The sequence below is a fragment of the Neobacillus thermocopriae genome, from assembly GCF_010975035.1.
GTDB lineage: Bacteria > Bacillota > Bacilli > Bacillales > Cytobacillaceae > Neobacillus > Neobacillus thermocopriae.
Genome location: NZ_JAAIUV010000001.1, coordinates 226583 through 244895, shown reverse-complemented (window position 1 = coordinate 244895; position 18313 = coordinate 226583). Strand labels below are relative to the sequence as shown.

General features: G+C 41.5%; 11 protein-coding genes. 6 read left to right on the top strand and 5 right to left on the bottom strand.

Features of this window, described 5'->3' with window-relative positions; genetic code table 11:
* Positions 1–109: 109 nt before the first annotated feature.
* Complete coding sequence (locus G4Z05_RS01200; protein WP_163250099.1) at positions 110–1411, bottom strand: NCS2 family permease; 1302 nt, start codon at positions 1409–1411, stop codon at positions 110–112.
* A 252-nt stretch (positions 1412–1663) separates the two neighbouring features.
* Between G4Z05_RS01200 and G4Z05_RS01195 the strand changes: the two genes are divergently transcribed.
* The 4 genes from G4Z05_RS01195 (at position 1664) to G4Z05_RS01180 (ending at position 9300) form a co-directional block, all read left to right on the top strand.
* Positions 1664–2125, top strand: a complete 462-nt coding sequence (locus G4Z05_RS01195; RefSeq protein WP_163250098.1) for a hypothetical protein — start codon at positions 1664–1666, stop codon at positions 2123–2125.
* A 445-nt stretch (positions 2126–2570) separates the two neighbouring features.
* The gene (locus G4Z05_RS01190) at positions 2571–5687 is read left to right on the top strand and encodes an efflux RND transporter permease subunit (RefSeq protein WP_163250097.1); all 3117 of its coding nucleotides are present in this window, start codon (positions 2571–2573) and stop codon (positions 5685–5687) included.
* Positions 5688–5981: 294 nt separating this feature from the next.
* On the top strand, positions 5982–7835 hold the full coding sequence (locus tag G4Z05_RS01185; protein ID WP_163250096.1) for a bifunctional 2',3'-cyclic-nucleotide 2'-phosphodiesterase/3'-nucleotidase: 1854 nt from the start codon (positions 5982–5984) through the stop codon (positions 7833–7835).
* 193 nt (positions 7836–8028) lie between these two features.
* Complete coding sequence (locus G4Z05_RS01180) at positions 8029–9300, top strand: dicarboxylate/amino acid:cation symporter (RefSeq protein WP_163250095.1); 1272 nt, start codon at positions 8029–8031, stop codon at positions 9298–9300.
* A gap of 112 nt (positions 9301–9412) precedes the next feature.
* On the opposite strand, the gene G4Z05_RS01175 is transcribed toward G4Z05_RS01180, so the two are convergent.
* The 3 genes from G4Z05_RS01175 to G4Z05_RS01165 all read right to left on the bottom strand — a co-directional run bounded on the left by G4Z05_RS01175 (position 9413) and on the right by G4Z05_RS01165 (position 14738).
* Positions 9413–11485 carry a molybdopterin-containing oxidoreductase family protein gene (locus G4Z05_RS01175; protein ID WP_163250094.1) on the bottom strand — a complete coding sequence of 691 codons (2073 nt, stop codon included), beginning with the start codon at positions 11483–11485 and terminating at the stop codon, positions 9413–9415.
* A 113-nt stretch (positions 11486–11598) separates the two neighbouring features.
* The gene (locus G4Z05_RS16460) at positions 11599–14067 is read right to left on the bottom strand and encodes an N-acetylmuramoyl-L-alanine amidase (RefSeq protein WP_163250093.1); all 2469 of its coding nucleotides are present in this window, start codon (positions 14065–14067) and stop codon (positions 11599–11601) included.
* Between the two features lie 413 nt (positions 14068–14480).
* Positions 14481–14738: a hypothetical protein gene (locus G4Z05_RS01165; RefSeq protein ID WP_163250092.1), complete on the bottom strand. Its 258-nt coding sequence runs from the start codon at positions 14736–14738 to the stop codon at positions 14481–14483.
* Between the two features lie 404 nt (positions 14739–15142).
* On the opposite strand from G4Z05_RS01165, the gene G4Z05_RS01160 reads away from it, so the two are divergent.
* Positions 15143–15697 carry an LOG family protein gene (locus G4Z05_RS01160; protein ID WP_205597387.1) on the top strand — a complete coding sequence of 185 codons (555 nt, stop codon included), beginning with the start codon at positions 15143–15145 and terminating at the stop codon, positions 15695–15697.
* Positions 15698–15874: 177 nt separating this feature from the next.
* Positions 15875–17101 (top strand): threonine synthase, encoded by a 1227-nt coding sequence (locus G4Z05_RS01155; RefSeq protein WP_163250091.1) that lies wholly within the window; start codon positions 15875–15877, stop codon positions 17099–17101.
* A gap of 306 nt (positions 17102–17407) precedes the next feature.
* On the opposite strand, the gene zupT is transcribed toward G4Z05_RS01155, so the two are convergent.
* The gene (gene zupT, locus G4Z05_RS01150) at positions 17408–18223 is read right to left on the bottom strand and encodes a zinc transporter ZupT (protein ID WP_163250090.1); all 816 of its coding nucleotides are present in this window, start codon (positions 18221–18223) and stop codon (positions 17408–17410) included.
* Between the last annotated feature and the right edge of the window lie 90 nt (positions 18224–18313).

Sequence of the window (18313 nt, the reverse complement as noted above, 5' to 3'; positions counted from 1 at the left end):
ATTCTTTTTTCCTATCTATTTTATGCGAAGAATAGCATACGGTTCGGGCTGGGTGCCAGTGCCCCCTTTTTAAAAAAAGAAAAAATGGCTTGGAAACCCAAGCCATTTTTTAATGTGGTAAAAAGGCAAGCTGGATGAAGAACAGAACCGCAAAAACATAAACGAGTGGGTGAACTTCCCGCCATTTTCCTTTGAAAATTTTTAAGAGCGGATAGCTGATAAAGCCAAGAGCAATTCCAGTAGCAATACTAGATGTAAGCGGCATGGCAAGAATCGTCATAAAAGCCGGGAATGCTTCATCTAGATCATTCCAGCGGATTTTAGCAATGCTGCCCATCATCAGGCTTCCGACGATAATGAGTGCTGGCGCGGTAATCGCGGATAGACCAGAAACAGCGCTGACAAGTGGTCCGAAAAAGGCTGACAGTAAAAACAGAACGGCTACTGTAAGGGAAGTTAATCCTGTTCGACCGCCGGCTGCCACCCCTGATGAAGATTCGATATAGGCTGTAGTTGGGCTTGTACCAAACATGGCTCCAACTGCCGTTCCAACAGAATCAGAAAGTAGTGCTTGGCGGACACGTGGCATTTTTCCATTTTTCATAAGTCCTGCTTGGTTCGCCACCCCGATCATCGTTCCGGTTGTGTCAAAAATAGTGACTAGAATAAATGAAAAGACAACCGCGTAAAGGCTGTGCTGAACAACGTCGCCAAATGCGGTGATTGGATTAGTAATAATCAATCCCTCTGGAAGTGATGGAATTGCGACCCATCCTTCTTTAAATGACAGTTGGCCAGTAAAATAGGCAATGACCCCAGTGATAATCATTCCGAAGAATAACGCTCCATTCACTCTAAGGACCATTAAGATTAATGTAACGGCAAGTCCGATCAGTGTCAGAACAGCAGAAGGAGCATGTAGATCGCCAAGGCCAACGAGATTAGTTGGGTGAGCGGTAATAATTTTTGTTAACCTAAGACCGATAAACGCAATGAATAGGCCGATTCCAGCCGTAATTCCATGCTTAAGATTATCTGGAATGGCATCAATTAATTTTTCTCGAAAAGGTGTGAGAGACAAGATCACAAACAGAATACCGGCAACAAATACTGCGGCAAATGCAGTTTCATAGCTAATATTTTGACCGCCTCCAACAACGGAGTAGGCAAAGTAGGCGTTTAACCCCATTCCAGGTGCAATAGCAATCGGGTAGTTAGCGAAAAGTGCCATCCAAAGTGTACCTAATACCGTTGCAATGATGGTTGCCATGAACACTTGCTCGAAAGGAACACCGGCATCCGAAAGAATAACAGGATTCACGACGACGATATAAACCATTGTAAAAAATGTGGTGATTCCAGCAAGTAATTCCGTCTTCACACGGGTTTGATTCTCAGCTAATTTAAACATCGTAAAAAACTCCTTTAAAACACGAACATTGAATTAAATACTTTACTATATTATTCGTCCTTTCAAAAAATATCAATAGTTTATTTTACCATTCCCTATTTATTCTTCTTTTAACAAGGTGTCAGGCACGGTTTGTGGGCATTGTCCGCGTAGGGAGACTAAGTTGTCCAAGATTGTATTCATATACGACTATTTGGACGTGGCTTATCATATTCATTGGTAGTAGGAGCTTAATTGATAAAGGAGACCGTGATGAGAAGAAAGCATGTTCCGTTAAAGGGCGTTTTAATTGGGATTATTTTCGTGATCCTCGTGTTTTTACTCGTTCGGTGTGTGTTTGACACATCTGAACAAGAGGCTTTGGAGGTAGTGGATGAGTTTTACCGTTATGAGCAAAAAGGAGAATTTGCTCATTCATGGGAGTTGTTTCATTCTTCTATGAAACAAAGATTCTCTAAAGGACATTATATCCAGGATCGGGCCCATGTTTTCATGAATCATTTTGGAGTCGAAACCTTTACTTATACGATAGGTGAGCCAGAAAAACTGGAGGAATGGAAAATCTCCAAAGATCAACCTGTTTTGAATCATGTCTATAAATTCCTTGTCACTCAAACTTATAAAGGAAAATATGGTAACTTTGACATCCAACAAGAAGTTTTCGTGGTTCAAGAAAAAGAAAAATGGAAGATAATGTGGGATTATAACCATTAGGAATGAAGTTTCATAAAAATAGGTAAAAAGAAGCTATGATTCTAATTATGAAAAAGATATTAAAAAATAGGGAACTACAAACTCCGATCCATATCGGAGTTTTTTTATATTTAGCTTTTGGAAGGGGTCAAGCTCTCTTTTCTGATCTTTCCATTGATCATGGTACATACCCATCAGATGATTAATCCTATACACATAGTGCCTGTCACCATTCCTTACTTGTATCCGTAACTTTTGTTTTATATAGTAGAAATAAGGTAAGGAAGATATTGACATCATATGTTGTTGTTTTATGTAGAATAAAGTTGTTTCTTCCTCATTTGATGAAGTTTATTGGTGATTTTCTAGTGTTGTTTTGGTTAGTATAGTATTGATTTTAAAAAAATTGGCTTTTTTAATATTGGAAGCGGTTATTTGTAATGGCGGTTGAAAGGGGTTTTCGCATTTGAGAATTAGTCATTTTTCCATTAGAAGGCCGGTTTTTACGCTGGTGACCATGTTCTTAGTTTTGATTCTTGGGGCGGTATCGCTCTTGAATATTCCGATGAAACTCATTCCTGAAATCAGTCCGCCAGTCGGTGTGGTGGTGACGTCCTATCCGGGAGCCGGGCCTAAGGAGGTTGTTGAGAAGGTTACAAAGCCGCTTGAAGCCAACCTCTCGACGTTGCCAGGTCTTAAAACGATGACTTCAACTTCGCAAGAAGGGGCCTCCTTGATATTATTGCAATTTTCATGGACGACAGACATAGATGAAATTCAGGATGAAGTCATCCAGCGGCTGGATATGACTCCCCTCTCGGATGATATTGAAAACCCACGATTTTTGAAGTTTGACCCGGCACAATTTCCGGTTATTCAGCTTTCGCTCCAGACTTCCGAAGCTCAGGGAACGGACAGTACTACGGAAAACAAGGAAGGTGAAGCCTCTCTCCGTGAACTTGCTGAGCAATTGAAGCTTGAGCTTATGAAGGTAGATGGGGTAGCTGCCGTGAACCTCTCGGGTACGTCGGTTAAGGAAGTACGGGTTGAACTGGATCAAGCGAAGCTCCAGACCTACCAGCTGACCCAGTCAGATATTGTAGATCTGATTAAAGCTAACAATATTTCCCTTCCTGGTGATACGATTTTAACGGAAGGAAAAGAGCTAACAACTAGAGTCATTAGCACCATTGATTCGATCGAGACCCTTAAAGGGCTGACGGTTGGTATACATCCACTGGATGGTTCGCCGCTTAAGCTCTCCGATGTGAGCCAAATTTCACTTGTCCCAGCCGATGATCGGACAATCACACGGACCAATCAGTCACCATCCGTGCTGCTCAGTGTTTTGCAACAGTCGGATGCTAATACAGCCCAAGTTTCAAAAGAGTTCATAAAACGGTTGAATGAACTTCTGGAAAAGGAAAAATATAAGGGAATTGAGTCCGATATTCTTTTTGACCAAGGGGATTATATCCGGATGGCCGTTGGCAATATTGCCAATTCCTTAATGGTTGGTGGCGCCTTGGCCATGCTGGTTTTGTTCCTATTTTTAAGAAATATTAAAAGCCCGCTGATTATCGGAATTGCGATTCCATACTCCGTCATCGTCACATTTGTGCTCATGTATTTCTCCGATTTCACCTTAAATATTATGACCCTTGGCGGTTTAGCACTAGGGATTGGGATGCTTGTTGATAATGCCATTGTTGTCATTGAAAACATTAACCGTCACCTGACTCTTGGAAAGAACCCGAAGGAGGCGGCTTTAGATGGAACAAAAGAGGTGGGTGCCGCCATCACCGCTTCGACGTTGACCACAGTGGCTGTATTTCTTCCGGTTGTTTTTCTATCCGGGATTATCGGTCAATTGTTTACAGAGTTTGCCTTGACGATTTCCTTTAGTTTGGCGGCTTCGCTGTTTGTTGCCTTAACGGTTGTTCCGATGATGGCTAGCCGATTTTTAAGAAAGCCAATAAAAATCCGTTATGACCGCCGGCATAAAAATAGCTGGCCGAAAATGTTGGAACGTTCTGTCCGTTGGTCACTAAAACATCGTGGGACTGTTTTGAGTCTTGCTTTGATTTTCTTTGTACTCGGCTGTTTTGGTTTGACGACAGTGGGTACACAATTTTTACCAAATACTGATGAAGGTTTTTTTAGCATAAAGGTTAAGCTTGAAAATGGGGCAGCATTGTCTGAAACCGAAAAGGTCATTGCGGCGATGGAAAAAGAACTGCAAGGGGAGAAAGAGGTTGAAACCTATGTCAGCTTGATCGGAACGACTCAAGAGCAATCTTTCCGAGGTACTACCCAAGGGAATGTGGCAGAGCTTTATGTAAAAATGAAAGATCTAAATATGCGCGAACGATCCACTTTTCAGTTTGTGGATGATGTAAGGGCAAATATGGAAAAAGCAGCACGTGATGCGAACCCAACAGCAAAGCTTTCCTTTAATCTACAATCCACTTCAGGTTCAAGCCCTCAAACACTTACGTTTCAGGTCAAAGATACGAATGAGACTCGCTTGAAGAAGTCTGTTGATCAAATCTTTCAAGCTTTAAAAGACATGGATCAGGTAAATGAAGTGTCCACAGATGTGATGAAGCAAGTGGATGAGATACAAGTAACAGTGGATCGTGAAAAGGCGCTCGCACATGGCTTTGTTCCGGCCCAACTTGCGAAGGTGGTGGGCGATATCACCCGTGGTGTTCAAGCAACACAAATGGTGACGAAAGATGGGGATGTTCAAGGTGTTTTTGTTGAATATGACCGGAACGTGACTAGTAACTTGGACCAATTAAAGGGTCTTCTTTTGAAAAAACCGGATGGTACTTATGTTACGCTTTCGGAAGTGACGACAATTGAACGAAAAAGCGGGCCAGTGGACATTCACCGGATCAACCAACAGCCAGCCGTTCAATTTACGGTAAAGTATAAATCGACGACTAATTTGGGCGCGATTTCGAAGGAAGTAGATAAAGAAATTGCTAAGCTGAATTTGCCGGAGGAAACAGATGTGGTTTTCAGCGGGGAACGCGAACTGCTTGAATCATCATTAGATGATTTGATTTTGGCGTTTGTCCTTGCTGTTGTATTCGTTTATCTCGTAATGGCTGCTCAGTTTGAATCATTAAAATACCCGTTTGTCATTATGTTTACAGTGCCATTAATGGTTATCGGTATGGCCGCTGCCCTAACAGTGACAAGAACACCGATTGGGCTAACTGCTATCATTGGATCGATTGTTCTGGCCGGGATTGTCGTCAACAATGCCATCGTAATCGTTGACTTTATTAATCAGAAAAAAGCTGCTGGCATGGATAAAATGGAGGCCATCGTTGTATCGGTCAAAGAACGGGCCCGTCCTATTTTAATGACTGCCTTGACCACAATCCTTGGACTGATCCCTCTTGCCCTTGGGATTGGAGAAGGGACCGAAATTAACCAGCCAATGGGCATCACCGTCATAGGCGGTCTTATCAGTAGCACCTTCCTCACCCTTTTTGTCATCCCTGTCGTCTACAGCCTCTTCGACAAGGAGAGAAAAAAAACTCGAGGGAGGAGAAGAAGGGGAATGTAGGTGTCAGGTATCCATTTTTATTTTATGAAATGGGTGTCTGACACCAATTTTTTTGGTATAGAAGGTTTTTGTGGGAAAGGTCATTTTGTCTTTGGATAAGATAACATTGAGAACTCTAGGCAAGTATCCTAGCGGCGAGGAGCCTTCGATTTGACTTTCGTCTCATCCTGATTCTTTACTCTCAGTTGGATACCACACCAAGGGAGCTATCCAATTTGGAAGGAGGTTATATGCCACTAAACAGGGGGCTGTCACTTTTAACGGATGTCGTTGATGGAGAAGGGAGGAGGTCTTATGGTACAACTTCGTTTGCTTGAGACAACAGATTTGCATGTTCACCTGGCTCACTATGATTACTATCAAACAAAAGTAGACCACACGGTTGGTTTGGTGAAAACGGCCACACTTATTCAAGAAGCCCGTAGTCAGGTGAAAAATTCCTTGTTGTTTGATAACGGTGATTTTATCCAAGGCAACCCTCTTGGTGATTACCTCGCGAGGGTGAGGGGGATTAACGAAGGTGACATCCATCCGGTGATTCGCGCGTTTCATACACTTCAATATGATGCTATTACAATCGGAAACCATGAATTTAATTATGGTTTAGATTTTTTAACTAGAGTGCTTAGCCGGGCAAAGATGCCTATTGTGAATGCAAACATATATGATGTTAAAACTAATAAACCGTATTTTGAGCCTTATGTTATTTTGAACAAAACGGTCTTCGATGAAAATGGTGAAATAGATATTTTAAAGGTGGGTGTCATTGGATTTGTTCCGCCTCAAATTATGGAGTGGGATAAGGGAAACCTAGAAGGAAAAGTCATCGTCCATTCTATTGTTGAAACGGCGAAAAAATATATCCCAGAGATGAAAAACAAAGGGGCCGATGTCATTGTTGCCCTGGCTCATACAGGAATTAGTGCGGATCCCTATAATCCGAACATAGAAAATGCCGCTTACTATTTATCGCAAGTGGAGGGAATAGATGTGGTGCTAGCTGGTCATTCCCATCATCTTTTTCCAGGTCCTGAATTTAAGGATGTCCCTCATATTGACTTGGAAAAAGGAACGATTCATGGAAAGCCGGTAGTGATGGCGGGTTCGTTCGGCAGTCATCTAGGTGTGATTGACCTAACCCTGCAGAAAAAGAACAGCAAATGGGAGATCGTTGATAGCCTTAGTTTGGTACGGCCTATTGCCGATGCCAATGGCCATCCTCTTATTGAAGCAAATGAGGCAGTAATGGCAGAGATTTCACCTGAGCATCAAGCAACGATAGAATACGTCAATACGCCAATCGGTGAAACAACGGCCCCGATTTTTAGCTACTTTGCGCTTGTGCAGGATGACTCAGTTGTTCAGATGGTTAACGATGCACAAACGGAGTATCTCGTGGAAAAATTAAAAGATCCCTCCTTAAAACAATATGCAGGCATTCCAATACTTTCTGCTGCGGCTCCCTTTAAAGCAGGAGGACGAGGAGGTCCTGATTTTTACACAGATATCCCCGCCGGAACATTGGCGATCAAAAATATCGCCGATCTCTATTTATACCCGAATACATTGCAGGCGGTTTTGGTAAATGGGAGACAGTTGAAGGAATGGCTGGAAATGAGTGCAGGGCAGTTCAACCGAATAGATCCGGAAAAAAGTGGAGAGCAGTCTTTAATTAACTCCCATTTCCCATCATTTCATTTTGATATTATTGATGGAGTGGAGTATCAAATGGATGTCACCCAACCGGCAAAATATGATGTGAATGGGTGTTTAGAGAATCCTGATTCTAGCCGAATTGTGAACCTGAAGTATAAGGGAAACCCGGTTAGGGATGACCAAATGTTTATTGTTGCAACCCACAACTACCGGGCATCTAGCACAACCTATCCTGGGGTTCGTGAAGGGAAAGTCATTTTTACGTCACCGGATGAAAATCGGCAAATTCTCACAGATTACATTCGAAAAAATAAAATCATCCACCCATCTGCTGACGGAAATTGGTCTATTGCTCCATACAATGGGACAGCGAAACCTATTTTTTACACCTCTCCAAAAGCCAAAACATATGCGGCCCAATATAAACACCTCCAATACATTGGTGTTGAAAATAACTTTGCCAAATACATGATCCATATGAGCTTTTCATAAAGGGTCGGCATTATTGGTGGACACTTGATTTTTGGAAGGCCAAATAGTGGGGAGAAAGGCTTACATTTTTATAAGCGGATTTCCTATTTTTGGTTGGATTCTGAGGTAATAAAATTATTTACGCTTGGCATGAATTGGGGTATGATTTCAATGTGAAAAATTGTGTTTACTCTTGCGAAAGGCAGTGACCCATTTGAAGTTTTTGAGAAATTATCGTTTTACGCTTATTTTATTATCTGCTATTTTACTTGGAGGGGTGGCAGGTATTTATTTTGGACCGAAGGCTGCTGTGGTTAAGCCATTCGGTGATCTTTTCTTAAATTTAATGTTTATGCTGATCGTGCCACTCGTATTTTTCAGTATTGCTTCAGCGATTGCCAATATGAATGGCATGAAGCGTTTAGGAAAAATCATGAGCAGCATTTTGCTTGTTTTCCTATTCACCGCATCTGTTTCCGCGATCCTCGGATTTGCTGGCACATCGATCATTCAACCAATTGAACCATCTGATATCGATGCGATTAAGCAGGTGATGAGTGGGGCAGAAGTAGCAGAGGAAACCGAGCAGCCTTCATTCCTTACCCAGTTGGTTAATACCTTTACAGTGTCGGATTTTCATTTGTTGCTCTCAAGAAGCAATATGTTGCAGTTGATTGTCTTTGCGCTGTTCTTTGGCATTTCGACGGCATTAGTCGGGGAGAAAGCAAAGCCGGTTGCGGACTTTTTATCGGCTGCAACAGGGGTCATGATGAAAATGGTCAGCCTCATCATGTATTATGCTCCCATTGGTTTAGGATGTTATTTTGCGGCAGTCATCGGTGAGCTTGGACCGCAAATTCTCGAAGGTTATGCCCGTTCATTCGTCCTCTATCTCATTTTGACTGTTATTTATTATTTTGGATTTTTTACTTTATATGCTTTTATCGCTGGAGGCAAAGCTGGTGTGCAAGTTTTTTGGAAAAATGCGATCACACCATCAGTCACAGCCATTGCCACTTGCTCTAGCGCCGCTTGTATTCCTGTAAACCTGGCGGCGGTGAGAAAAATGGGGGTTCCAAAGGATATTGCAGAGACGATTATCCCGCTTGGAGCCAACACGCATAAGGATGGTTCGGTTTTCGGTGGTGTTTTAAAAATTGTTTTCCTTTTTGCTTTGTTTGGTAAAGATTTAACAAGTGTTTCGAATATTTTAAGTATCCTTGCTGTTGCCTTTTTAGTTGGTGCTGTCATGGGGGCGATTCCAGGTGGAGGGATGATTGGCGAAATGCTGATTATCAGTGTATACGGCTTCCCACCTGAAGCTCTGCCAATTATTGCTGTTATTAGTACGATTATCGATGCACCAGCCACCCTGTTGAATTCGACTGGAAACACCGTGTGTGCGATGCTTGTTACCCGTCTTGTGGAAGGGAAAAATTGGCTTGGACAAGCCCTAAAATTAAAAGATAGGGAAGAAACAGCCTAACACCGGTCGAGATCAATCAAAAAAACCTTCTCCAAAGTGAGAAGGTTTTTTTGTTTTTTCTTTATCTGATGTGACATGTGGATAGAGAGAGCATAGTCGAAATGGTGGTGTTTTAGCCCCTCTGTTTTGGTGGTTTGCATTTTTCCACTGCGACTCTTCCAGAGAAGAAGACAGCACCGCCACCCATGTCTGCGATTCGGTCGGGGGTAAGGCTGTTGACTAGATAGTTGGGGCTCGAACCAGCCACATCTGCCCATAATCCTTGTGTGACCACGACGCCTGGAAGAACACTGTCACCTACAGCCGCCTTTAGTTCGCATTCCCCTCGGTGGTTCCAAACCCGGATGAAATCGCCGTCTTTTATCCCTAACTTTTCTGCATCCACTTGATTCATGAAAAGCCGAGGTTCCCGTTCCATTCCAATATGCTTCTCGTTATTTGAAAATGTCGAATTTAAGAAGTTATGATTTGGTCCAGGGACAAACTGGAATGGAAATTGGCCACCATCATCTGGTAAAGGCACATATGTCGGTAGTGGAGGGTATCCGTCTTTCTGCATTCTCTCAGAATATAACTCAATCTTTCCACTTGGGGTTGGTAGTTTTTCAGAGAGTAGGGGCTTCACTTTTGCCTTTACAAAATGTCGCTCCTTTAAAACATCATAATTGATCCCTTCGAGATACGGATTTTGTGGATGGTCCAATGCGTCGGCTATCATTTCTGCCTCCGACTGTACAAAGGCTTCATCCTCAAACCCCATTCCAGCAGCAAGTAAGCGGAAAACTTCCACATTCGATTTGGATTGGCCATATGGTTCAATAACTGGCTGCTGGAGCTGTACATAATGATGCCAGTATGATGTATAAAAATCGGTATTCTCAAATGACGAAGTCGCAGGAAGGACAATATCTGCATACTTCGCTGTTTCTGTTAAAAACAAATCATGAACGACCGTAAACAAATCTTCCCGTGCTAGGCCTTCACGGACCTTGTTGCTTGAAGGAGCCACAACCGCTGGATTTGACCCATAAACGTACAGTGATTTCACCGGTGGAGTAAGTTTCAATAAGGCGTCGCCGAGCTGGTTCATATTTACCACACGGGTGTTTTTGTTTTTCAATAAATCGGTTCGTTGCAGGCGGGCAGAGTTATGAGCGAGCCATCCCGAATTTCCTTTGATTGCGCCCCCGCCTTTAACTAACCACTGACCGGTTATGGCAGGGAGACAGGATACGGTCCGAACAAACATGCCGCCATTATCATGATGCTGAGGACCATTGCCAATTCGAATAAACGCCGGTTCTATAGAACCATACATCCGTGCTAGTCGATAAATGTCATTGACAGGTACGCCTGTTATGTTCGAAACACTTGTTGGATCATATTGAACGACATGGTCACGAAGTTTCTCCCAACCAATTGTATATTTTTTTAAAAAATCAATATCAACCAAATTTTCAGCAAATAAAATGTGCATCATCCCGAGTGCAAGGGCACTGTCTGTCCCTGGCAAAATAGGAATAAACCAATCTGCCAATCTACCAGTCTGGTTTTTATGAACATCAATGACGACAATTTTAGCCCCGTTTTCTTTTCGAGCTTTTTGCGCCAAGGCCACTTGATGCATGTTCGTGCTGGCCGCATTGATTCCCCAAAAAATAATAAGTTTCGAATGAACGGTATCCTCCGGGTCCATGCCAAAACTTCCGCCCATCGTATATTGGTAGCCTACCGATCCTGCAGAGGAACAAATTGATCGCTCTAGTCTTGTTGCGCCAAGACGGTTCCAAAATCTGCGGTCCATCCCTTCCGCAGTCAGCCGTCCCATATTTCCGTAAAAACTATAGGGGAGAATGCTCTCAGGACCTTCTGTTGCAATCAACTTTTTCCAGTGGGAGGTAATCGTATCGATCGCTTCTTCCCAACTAATGCGGGAAAACTGCCCAGCGCCCTTTGGTCCGACTCGTTTTAACGGGTATTTTAACCGATTTTGGTCATAGATCCGTTCCGTCATATTTCGAACTTTATTACAAATATAACCTCGGGTTACCGGGTGATCCGGGTCGCCTTCCACTTTCACAATCTTGCCGTCCTGTTTATGCAAAAGCAAACCGCATTGGTCAGGGCAATCAAGTGGACAGACAGCACGAAAAGCGGAGGCAGGCTGATTTTTAGAGGCAGACATAGGCATCCTCCTTTTTTTCATTTATTAAATTTATACTATCGTATTATTTTATCACTGTCATCTTCCGGCATAAAAAACCCCCGCCCTAATATTAAAGGGTGGGGGTAGGAAGGTTAATTGGTAGCTTGAAAGAAATTCATTAAACCTTTCAGTAAGGCCGAACTAATTTTATTTTGATAGCTAGTGCTTGTTAAGTTTGCTCTTTCTCCACTATTTGTGATAAAGCCAATTTCCACTAAAACGGCTGGTGCTTCATTTCCACGAATGACGCGGAAACTTTCGTCTTTTATGCCACGGTCAACCGTTCCTGTTGCTTCAATCAATGCTTTTTGAAGATAGGTAGCAAGCAGTTTGCTCTCTTTAGGCATGACACCATCTTTTGAATTATGATAAGTTTCTATCCCTTTCGCACTGGTTGCGCCTGCGGAATTCACGTGAATGCTGATATAGGCATCTGGTTTAATGGAATTGGAAAAAGCCACACGTTGATCTAAAGAAATAAATTCGTCTTTACTTCTGGTCATATATACTTTGAAGCCTTGTTTTTTTAGAAGCTCAGCAAATTTCAGTCCCACTTGCAGGTTGATGTCTTTTTCTTTCACACTGCCTACACTCGCACCACCATCATAGCCACCATGTCCAGGGTCTATGACAATGGTTTTCTCGTCTTTTCCTTTCGTAACAGGGCCACGAACAAGTGCACCACTTGAATCAAAGAGGTAATCCTTATTGTTGATTGTGATCCATCCAGTCTGCATGACACCTGCAGAATTTAAATAATACTTGACACCTTTTACCTCGATCCAACCAGTCTGCATCTCTCCAGATGAATTGAAGTAGTACCATTTCCCATTTAAGTTGAGCCAGCCAGTACTCATGGCACCATTGGAACTAAGGTAATACTTTTTATTATTTTCGACAAACCAACCGGTCTGCATGACTCCAGCTTTGTTTAAATAGTACCATTTTCCATTCACTAAGACCCATCCGGTTTTCATTGTGTAGTCATTGCCAAAGTAATACCACTTGTTATTTTGTAAAAGCCAGCCTGTTTGAAGTTCACCATTAGACTTTGCAAAATATTTTTTCCCATTTATCGTAAAATAGCCATTGGTATAAGGAGTGCCATCTGACTTAATATAAAATGCTTTGCTATTTATCTTTATAAGTCCAGTTGATAAAACACCGTCATTATTAAAGTAGTATGTTTTTCCTTGAATTTTATAGATGCCAGTAACCCTGGCTCCATTCGCATCCAAGAAGTATTTTTTTCCACCATAGGTCAACCAGCCTGTTTTAACAAGACCATTACTGTCAGAAAAATACCATTTTCCGTTCATGTTGACCCATCCATTGGCTAGAGTGCCATCTGCATGGAATAAATATTTTTTGTTTTGGTAATTCAATACACCTTTAGCAGCTGCGCCATCGTTTTTAAAATAATATTTCTTTTGATTATGTACATACCATTGATTGGCTAGCATAACTCCTGACTGATTAAAATAGTAGTAATCCTGGCCAATTTTTTGCAGTCCGTAACTGATTTCCCCACTGGATTTAAAATAGTACCACTTGTTATCAAGCAACAGCCATCCCGTTTTCATGGCACCACTTGAAAGGAGGTAGTACCGTTTTCCAGCGTCATTGAGCCAACCGGTTTTCATCGCCCCGTTTGACTGCAAATAGTACCATGTGCCATTGTCAAGGACCCAACCAGTCTTCATGTCCCCGCTTGACGCAAAGTAATACCATGTACCATGCTCGTTTAGCCATCCCGTTTTCATGGCACCACTTGAAAGGAGGTAGTACCGTTTTCCAGCGTCATTGAGCCAACCGGTTTTCATCGCCCCGTTTGACTGCAAATAGTACCATGTGCCATTGTCAAGGACCCAACCAGTCTTCATGTCCCCGCTTGACGCAAAGTAATACCATGTACCATGCTCGTTTAGCCATCCCGTTTTCATGGCACCACTTGAAAGGAGGTAGTACCGTTTTCCAGCGTCATTGAGCCAACCGGTTTTCATCGCCCCGTTTGACTGCAAATAGTACCATGTGCCATTGTCAAGGACCCAACCAGTCTTCATGTCCCCACTTGACGCAAAGTAATACCATGTACCATGCTCGTTTAGCCATCCCGTTTTCATGGCACCACTTGAAAGGAGGTAATACCGTTTTCCAGCGTCATTAAGCCAACCGGTTTTCATTGCCCCGTTTGGCTGCAGATAGTACCATGTTCCACGGTCAAGGATCCATCCAGTCTTCATGTCCCCGTTTGGTGCAAAATAATACCATGTTCCACGGTCGTTCAGCCAACCGGTTTTCATCGCTCCATTCGCCTGAAAATAATAACGTTTGCCTCCGATGGTTGCCCATCCAGTTACCATGATTCCTTTGTCATTTAAGTAATACCGTTTATCCCCGTCCTGTAACCATCCTTTAACGGGTTTTTGATTCTGAAGATAATACCATTTTCCATTTTCAAGTTTCCATCCAGTACTGGAAGCTAAAGATGGATTGGGACCAAGCGTCAGACCGATGATGATCAATCCGATCATTGTTAAAAAATAAACCCACTTTTTCAAAACTAAAACCCTTCCTCAATTATTTAATTTTCTAAAAAATTTTCAAACTAGTTGATAAAGTATGACAACCCTCCTTTTGGGCTTTAAATACAATTACCCCTTATTTTGCTAATTTTATATTAAACTGTATTTCTATCATTGTGAAGTATAATTCGACAATTTTCTTCCTTATTTTAGTAGTTTTTTGGGGATAGAATCGTAGTAATTGATGAACTTCGTCGAAATTTGTAAGTTTCCCGGGGAATAAAGGAGAAAAGAGGGATAGGGTCGACATATTTCGGAGGGGAGAGGAGGGCGGCTGTAGATAAATTTAACAAATCATTTGAAAAAGGCTGCTTAGAAGCATGATCATTATCATGGAGCAGCCTAATATTGATATATTTTTAGGATTGAAGGGAGAGGAGGAAGAAGAATCAGTCTCCTCCATCACTACTGGCATCACTGCCCACACTTTCAGCATTATTCTCAGAATCGTGGGCATTGTCATTTTGTTGATCTCGATAATCGAAATCATTCCCATTCGATTGGTGTGTTGTCTTACTAACTGTAGGAAAAATGAGAAATGCCAATATAATAAGTATCGTTCCAAAGAACTCCTGAGCACCGAAAATTAGATAAATTCCTAAAATGAGCAAAACAATGCCAACTACCCTTTGAATGATTCGTAACATTTATACCATCTCCCCTCGCTGATTCAAACACCATGCTGATATTTAATAAATATTTGCACCTGGCCTCATTTATACATGAAGATCATTTTCCTTCACAAATGTCTGTTCATTGCCTCATGGGCCAAACATTTAAATTTTCTATATCGTTTTAGCTCCATTTCTTCTCACTCATCAATAGGATCAAAAGGAAGAAAAAAATGAATATCGTATATTTATATCATTAATAGTTGTAACAGTGGTTCACCAGCCTTAATTTACCGATTTGTTTTATTTCCATGCAAAATATTGTTATGGTGAACATTGGTTTTCCCAACTCCAAATATATATATTTTCATAAATTTTACAATTAATTAATATTTTCAGATTATAATATAAAATATCAAACTTGGTTTGGAGGAATGATCATGAACGTTGCCATTTATTGTGGTTCGCAAACAGGAAAAAATCCAATTTATGTGGAAAAGGCAAAAGAGCTTGGAGCACAGTTAGCAAGCGCATCTATTGGCATTGTTTATGGTGGCTCTAATGTAGGACTGATGGGAGCATTAGCAGATGCCGCACTGGACCATAATGGAAAAGTAATTGGTATTATGCCGGAACATCTACAAAAACGAGAAATTGCTCATTTACATTTAACTGAAATTCATTTTGTCGATTCCATGCATACTCGAAAAAAGAAAATGATAGATCTTTCCGACGCCTTTATTGCATTACCAGGTGGTTGTGGCACACTAGATGAATATTTTGAAGTATTTACATGGGCCCAAATTGGTCTACATAATCACCCCGTGATTCTTTACAATATGAATGGTTTTTATGATGCATTAATTCAACATTTTAACAAAATGATTGAAGAAGGCTTTATCCGTGAGGAGCAAAAAGACATTTTACAAGTCGCTACATCAGCAGATGATATACTAGAAAAATTAAAAATGGTTCAATCCGTTAGAGATAAATAGTCGATTTTATAAGAAATATTAGAAAAATCCCAAAAACATAGTTGACTAATAGGAAAAGTAAGATTACTATGATCTTAGTTTTATAAGTGAATTAGATGATTTGACAAATACAAGACTACAATTCTTCTCTTTTAAAGGGACTAATTGTAGTCTTTTCTATTTTAGGAGGAGAAAATAATGAAAGACTTCAGTTATATTTCCCATTTGGAGTGCCCGAAATGTGGCAAAACATATGAGGAAAATAAAGTACAGCAATTGTGTAAATGTGGTTCGCCATTACTGGCTCGCTATGATTTAGAAAAGGTAAAAGCGAATGTTACAAAAGAGGAAATTTCAAAAAGACCAAGTTCTTTATGGCGCTATCATGAATTGCTACCCGTACATCGTAAAGAAAATGTGGTCACACTAGGTGAAGGAATGACACCCTTTGAAAAATTCCATCGGCTTGGGGCTAAATATGGAATCAACCATTTGTATATAAAAGATGAAGGAATCATTCCAACAGGATCTTTTAAAACACGCGGAGCCAGTGTCGGTATTTCAAAAGCGAAGGAACTTGGTGTTAAACATCTAGCCATGCCTACGAATGGTAATGCAGGTGCTGCTTGGGCCTTATATGCTTCAAAAGCTGGCATGAAAGCAACCATTGTGATGCCTTTAGATGCCCCTCAGATTACACGTAAAGAAGTGTTTGTTGCTGGTGGTGACTTGCATTTAATGAACGGTTTAATTAGTGATGCGGGGAAAGTAGTAGCCAGTCTCGTACAAAATCAAGGTATGTATGATGCTTCTACATTAAAAGAACCTTATCGGATTGAAGGGAAGAAAACAATGGGCTACGAAATTGTCGAGCAGTTCGGATGGAAAGTTCCTGATGTCATACTTTACCCAACAGGTGGGGGCGTAGGGATTATTGGAATCTATAAAGCCATTCTTGAGATGCAAGAATTAGGCTGGATAGAAAAAGGGAAATTCCCACGTTTAGTGGCAGTTCAAGCGGAAGGTTGTGCCCCCATTGTAGAGGCATGGAAAAGGGGCGAAAAAGTATCGAAGTTCTTCGAAAACTCAACAACATGTGCCTTTGGTATTAATGTTCCGAAAGCATTAGGAGATTTCTTAGTATTAGAAGGTGTTTATGCAACAGAAGGCTGTGCAATTGCTATTTCAGAAGAGGATTTATTGGCGGCTCAAAAACATGTGGCATCTTTAGAAGGTAACTTCATCTGTCCGGAGGGAGCAGCTACATTCGCTGCTGCAAGAATTCTTCGCGAGCAAGGATGGATTAAAGAAAATGAACATGTTGTATGTTTGAATACAGGTCTAGGATTAAAATACCCAGAAACGGTTGAAATCGAAGGAGTTCAAACACTTCAGCCTGGACAAGAATGGTACGTGAAAAATTAGAATCATAAAAAAACCCGTACTTCTTTAAAGAGGTACGGATTTTTTTTATTCAGGTAAAAAATTGTTTCATCTTTTGTTTGAAAATAAAGAATGAGAAAAAATGTAGCTCCAGCGCCCTAGCGGCGAGACGCTTTCGCTCTCCGCCCTACGATAAGTCAACATCGAATCGCTAACGCTCTTCGTGTTTCCTTTATCTCAGTTGGAGGCCACCACAAGGAAAGCTCCGGCAGCATCCACATTGCACGACCGAAAGCGATAGCTTTTGGGAGGAGGCCATACGCCGCTGATCAGGGCGCTTTCGCTTTTCTATATAAACAATAACAAGCTTAGTGCCATTACGGCCATGCCGCCGATTAAGCCATAAATAGAAAGGTGGGCTTCGTCATATTTTTTGGCGGCTGGTAAGAGTTCATCAAGGGAGATAAAGACCATAATCCCCGCTACAGCAGCAAAGATGATACCGAACACTAAATCATTTAAAAATGGCATTAAGAAAAGGTAGGCGACAAAGGCTCCAATTGGCTCTGCAAGCCCTGATAAAAAGGATAGTTTGAATGCCTTTTTCTTATCCCCGGTTGCAAAATACACAGGTACGGATACCGCGATCCCTTCTGGAATGTTGTGAATGGCGATTGCCACAGCAATGGCGATACCGAGCTTTGGATCCTGAAGAGCAGATGTAAAGGTTGCTATTCCTTCTGGAAAGTTATGGATTGCTATCGCGAGGGCCGTAAATGTTCCCATTTTTAATAATTCCGGCTGTATAGTCCCGGCTCCGTATCCACTCTCAGCCATATCCTCCACTGTTCTTAATTCATGTGGGTTGCTTTGTTTTGGAATATATTTATCGATCGCGGCAATTAGAAGCATACCAGCGAAAAAGCCGCCGACTGTCATCCAATTCCCTGGAACAGTTCCCATCGCATTGACTAGTGCATCCTTCGCTTTGACAAAAATTTCAATCATTGACACGTAAATCATAACCCCTGCAGAAAATCCGAGGGTTACGGATAAAAACTTTTTATTGGTATGTGTCGTAAAAAATGCTAGCATGCTTCCAATCCCTGTAGAAAGGCCTGCCAACAATGTGAGTCCAAAGGCCATTAACAGATTTTCAGACACGTTTATTTCCTCCTTATAAGATGTATTATCTTCAATCCATACTTACATTCATCAAGAAATCTATATAAAAATCTATATATGGTAGTTCTA

Excerpts from the sequence above, each read along its gene's own strand:
- G4Z05_RS01175 (WP_163250094.1), bottom strand. The coding sequence starts at position 11,485 with ATGTCTGCCTCTAAAAATCAGCCTGCCTCCGCTTTTCGTGCTGTCTGT.
- G4Z05_RS01160 (WP_205597387.1), top strand. The coding sequence starts at position 15,143 with ATGAACGTTGCCATTTATTGTGGTTCGCAAACAGGAAAAAATCCAATT.
- G4Z05_RS01165 (WP_163250092.1), bottom strand. The coding sequence starts at position 14,738 with ATGTTACGAATCATTCAAAGGGTAGTTGGCATTGTTTTGCTCATTTTA.
- G4Z05_RS01195 (WP_163250098.1), top strand. The coding sequence starts at position 1,664 with ATGAGAAGAAAGCATGTTCCGTTAAAGGGCGTTTTAATTGGGATTATT.
- G4Z05_RS01200 (WP_163250099.1), bottom strand. The coding sequence starts at position 1,411 with ATGTTTAAATTAGCTGAGAATCAAACCCGTGTGAAGACGGAATTACTT.
- G4Z05_RS01155 (WP_163250091.1), top strand. The coding sequence starts at position 15,875 with ATGAAAGACTTCAGTTATATTTCCCATTTGGAGTGCCCGAAATGTGGC.
- G4Z05_RS01185 (WP_163250096.1), top strand. The coding sequence starts at position 5,982 with ATGGTACAACTTCGTTTGCTTGAGACAACAGATTTGCATGTTCACCTG.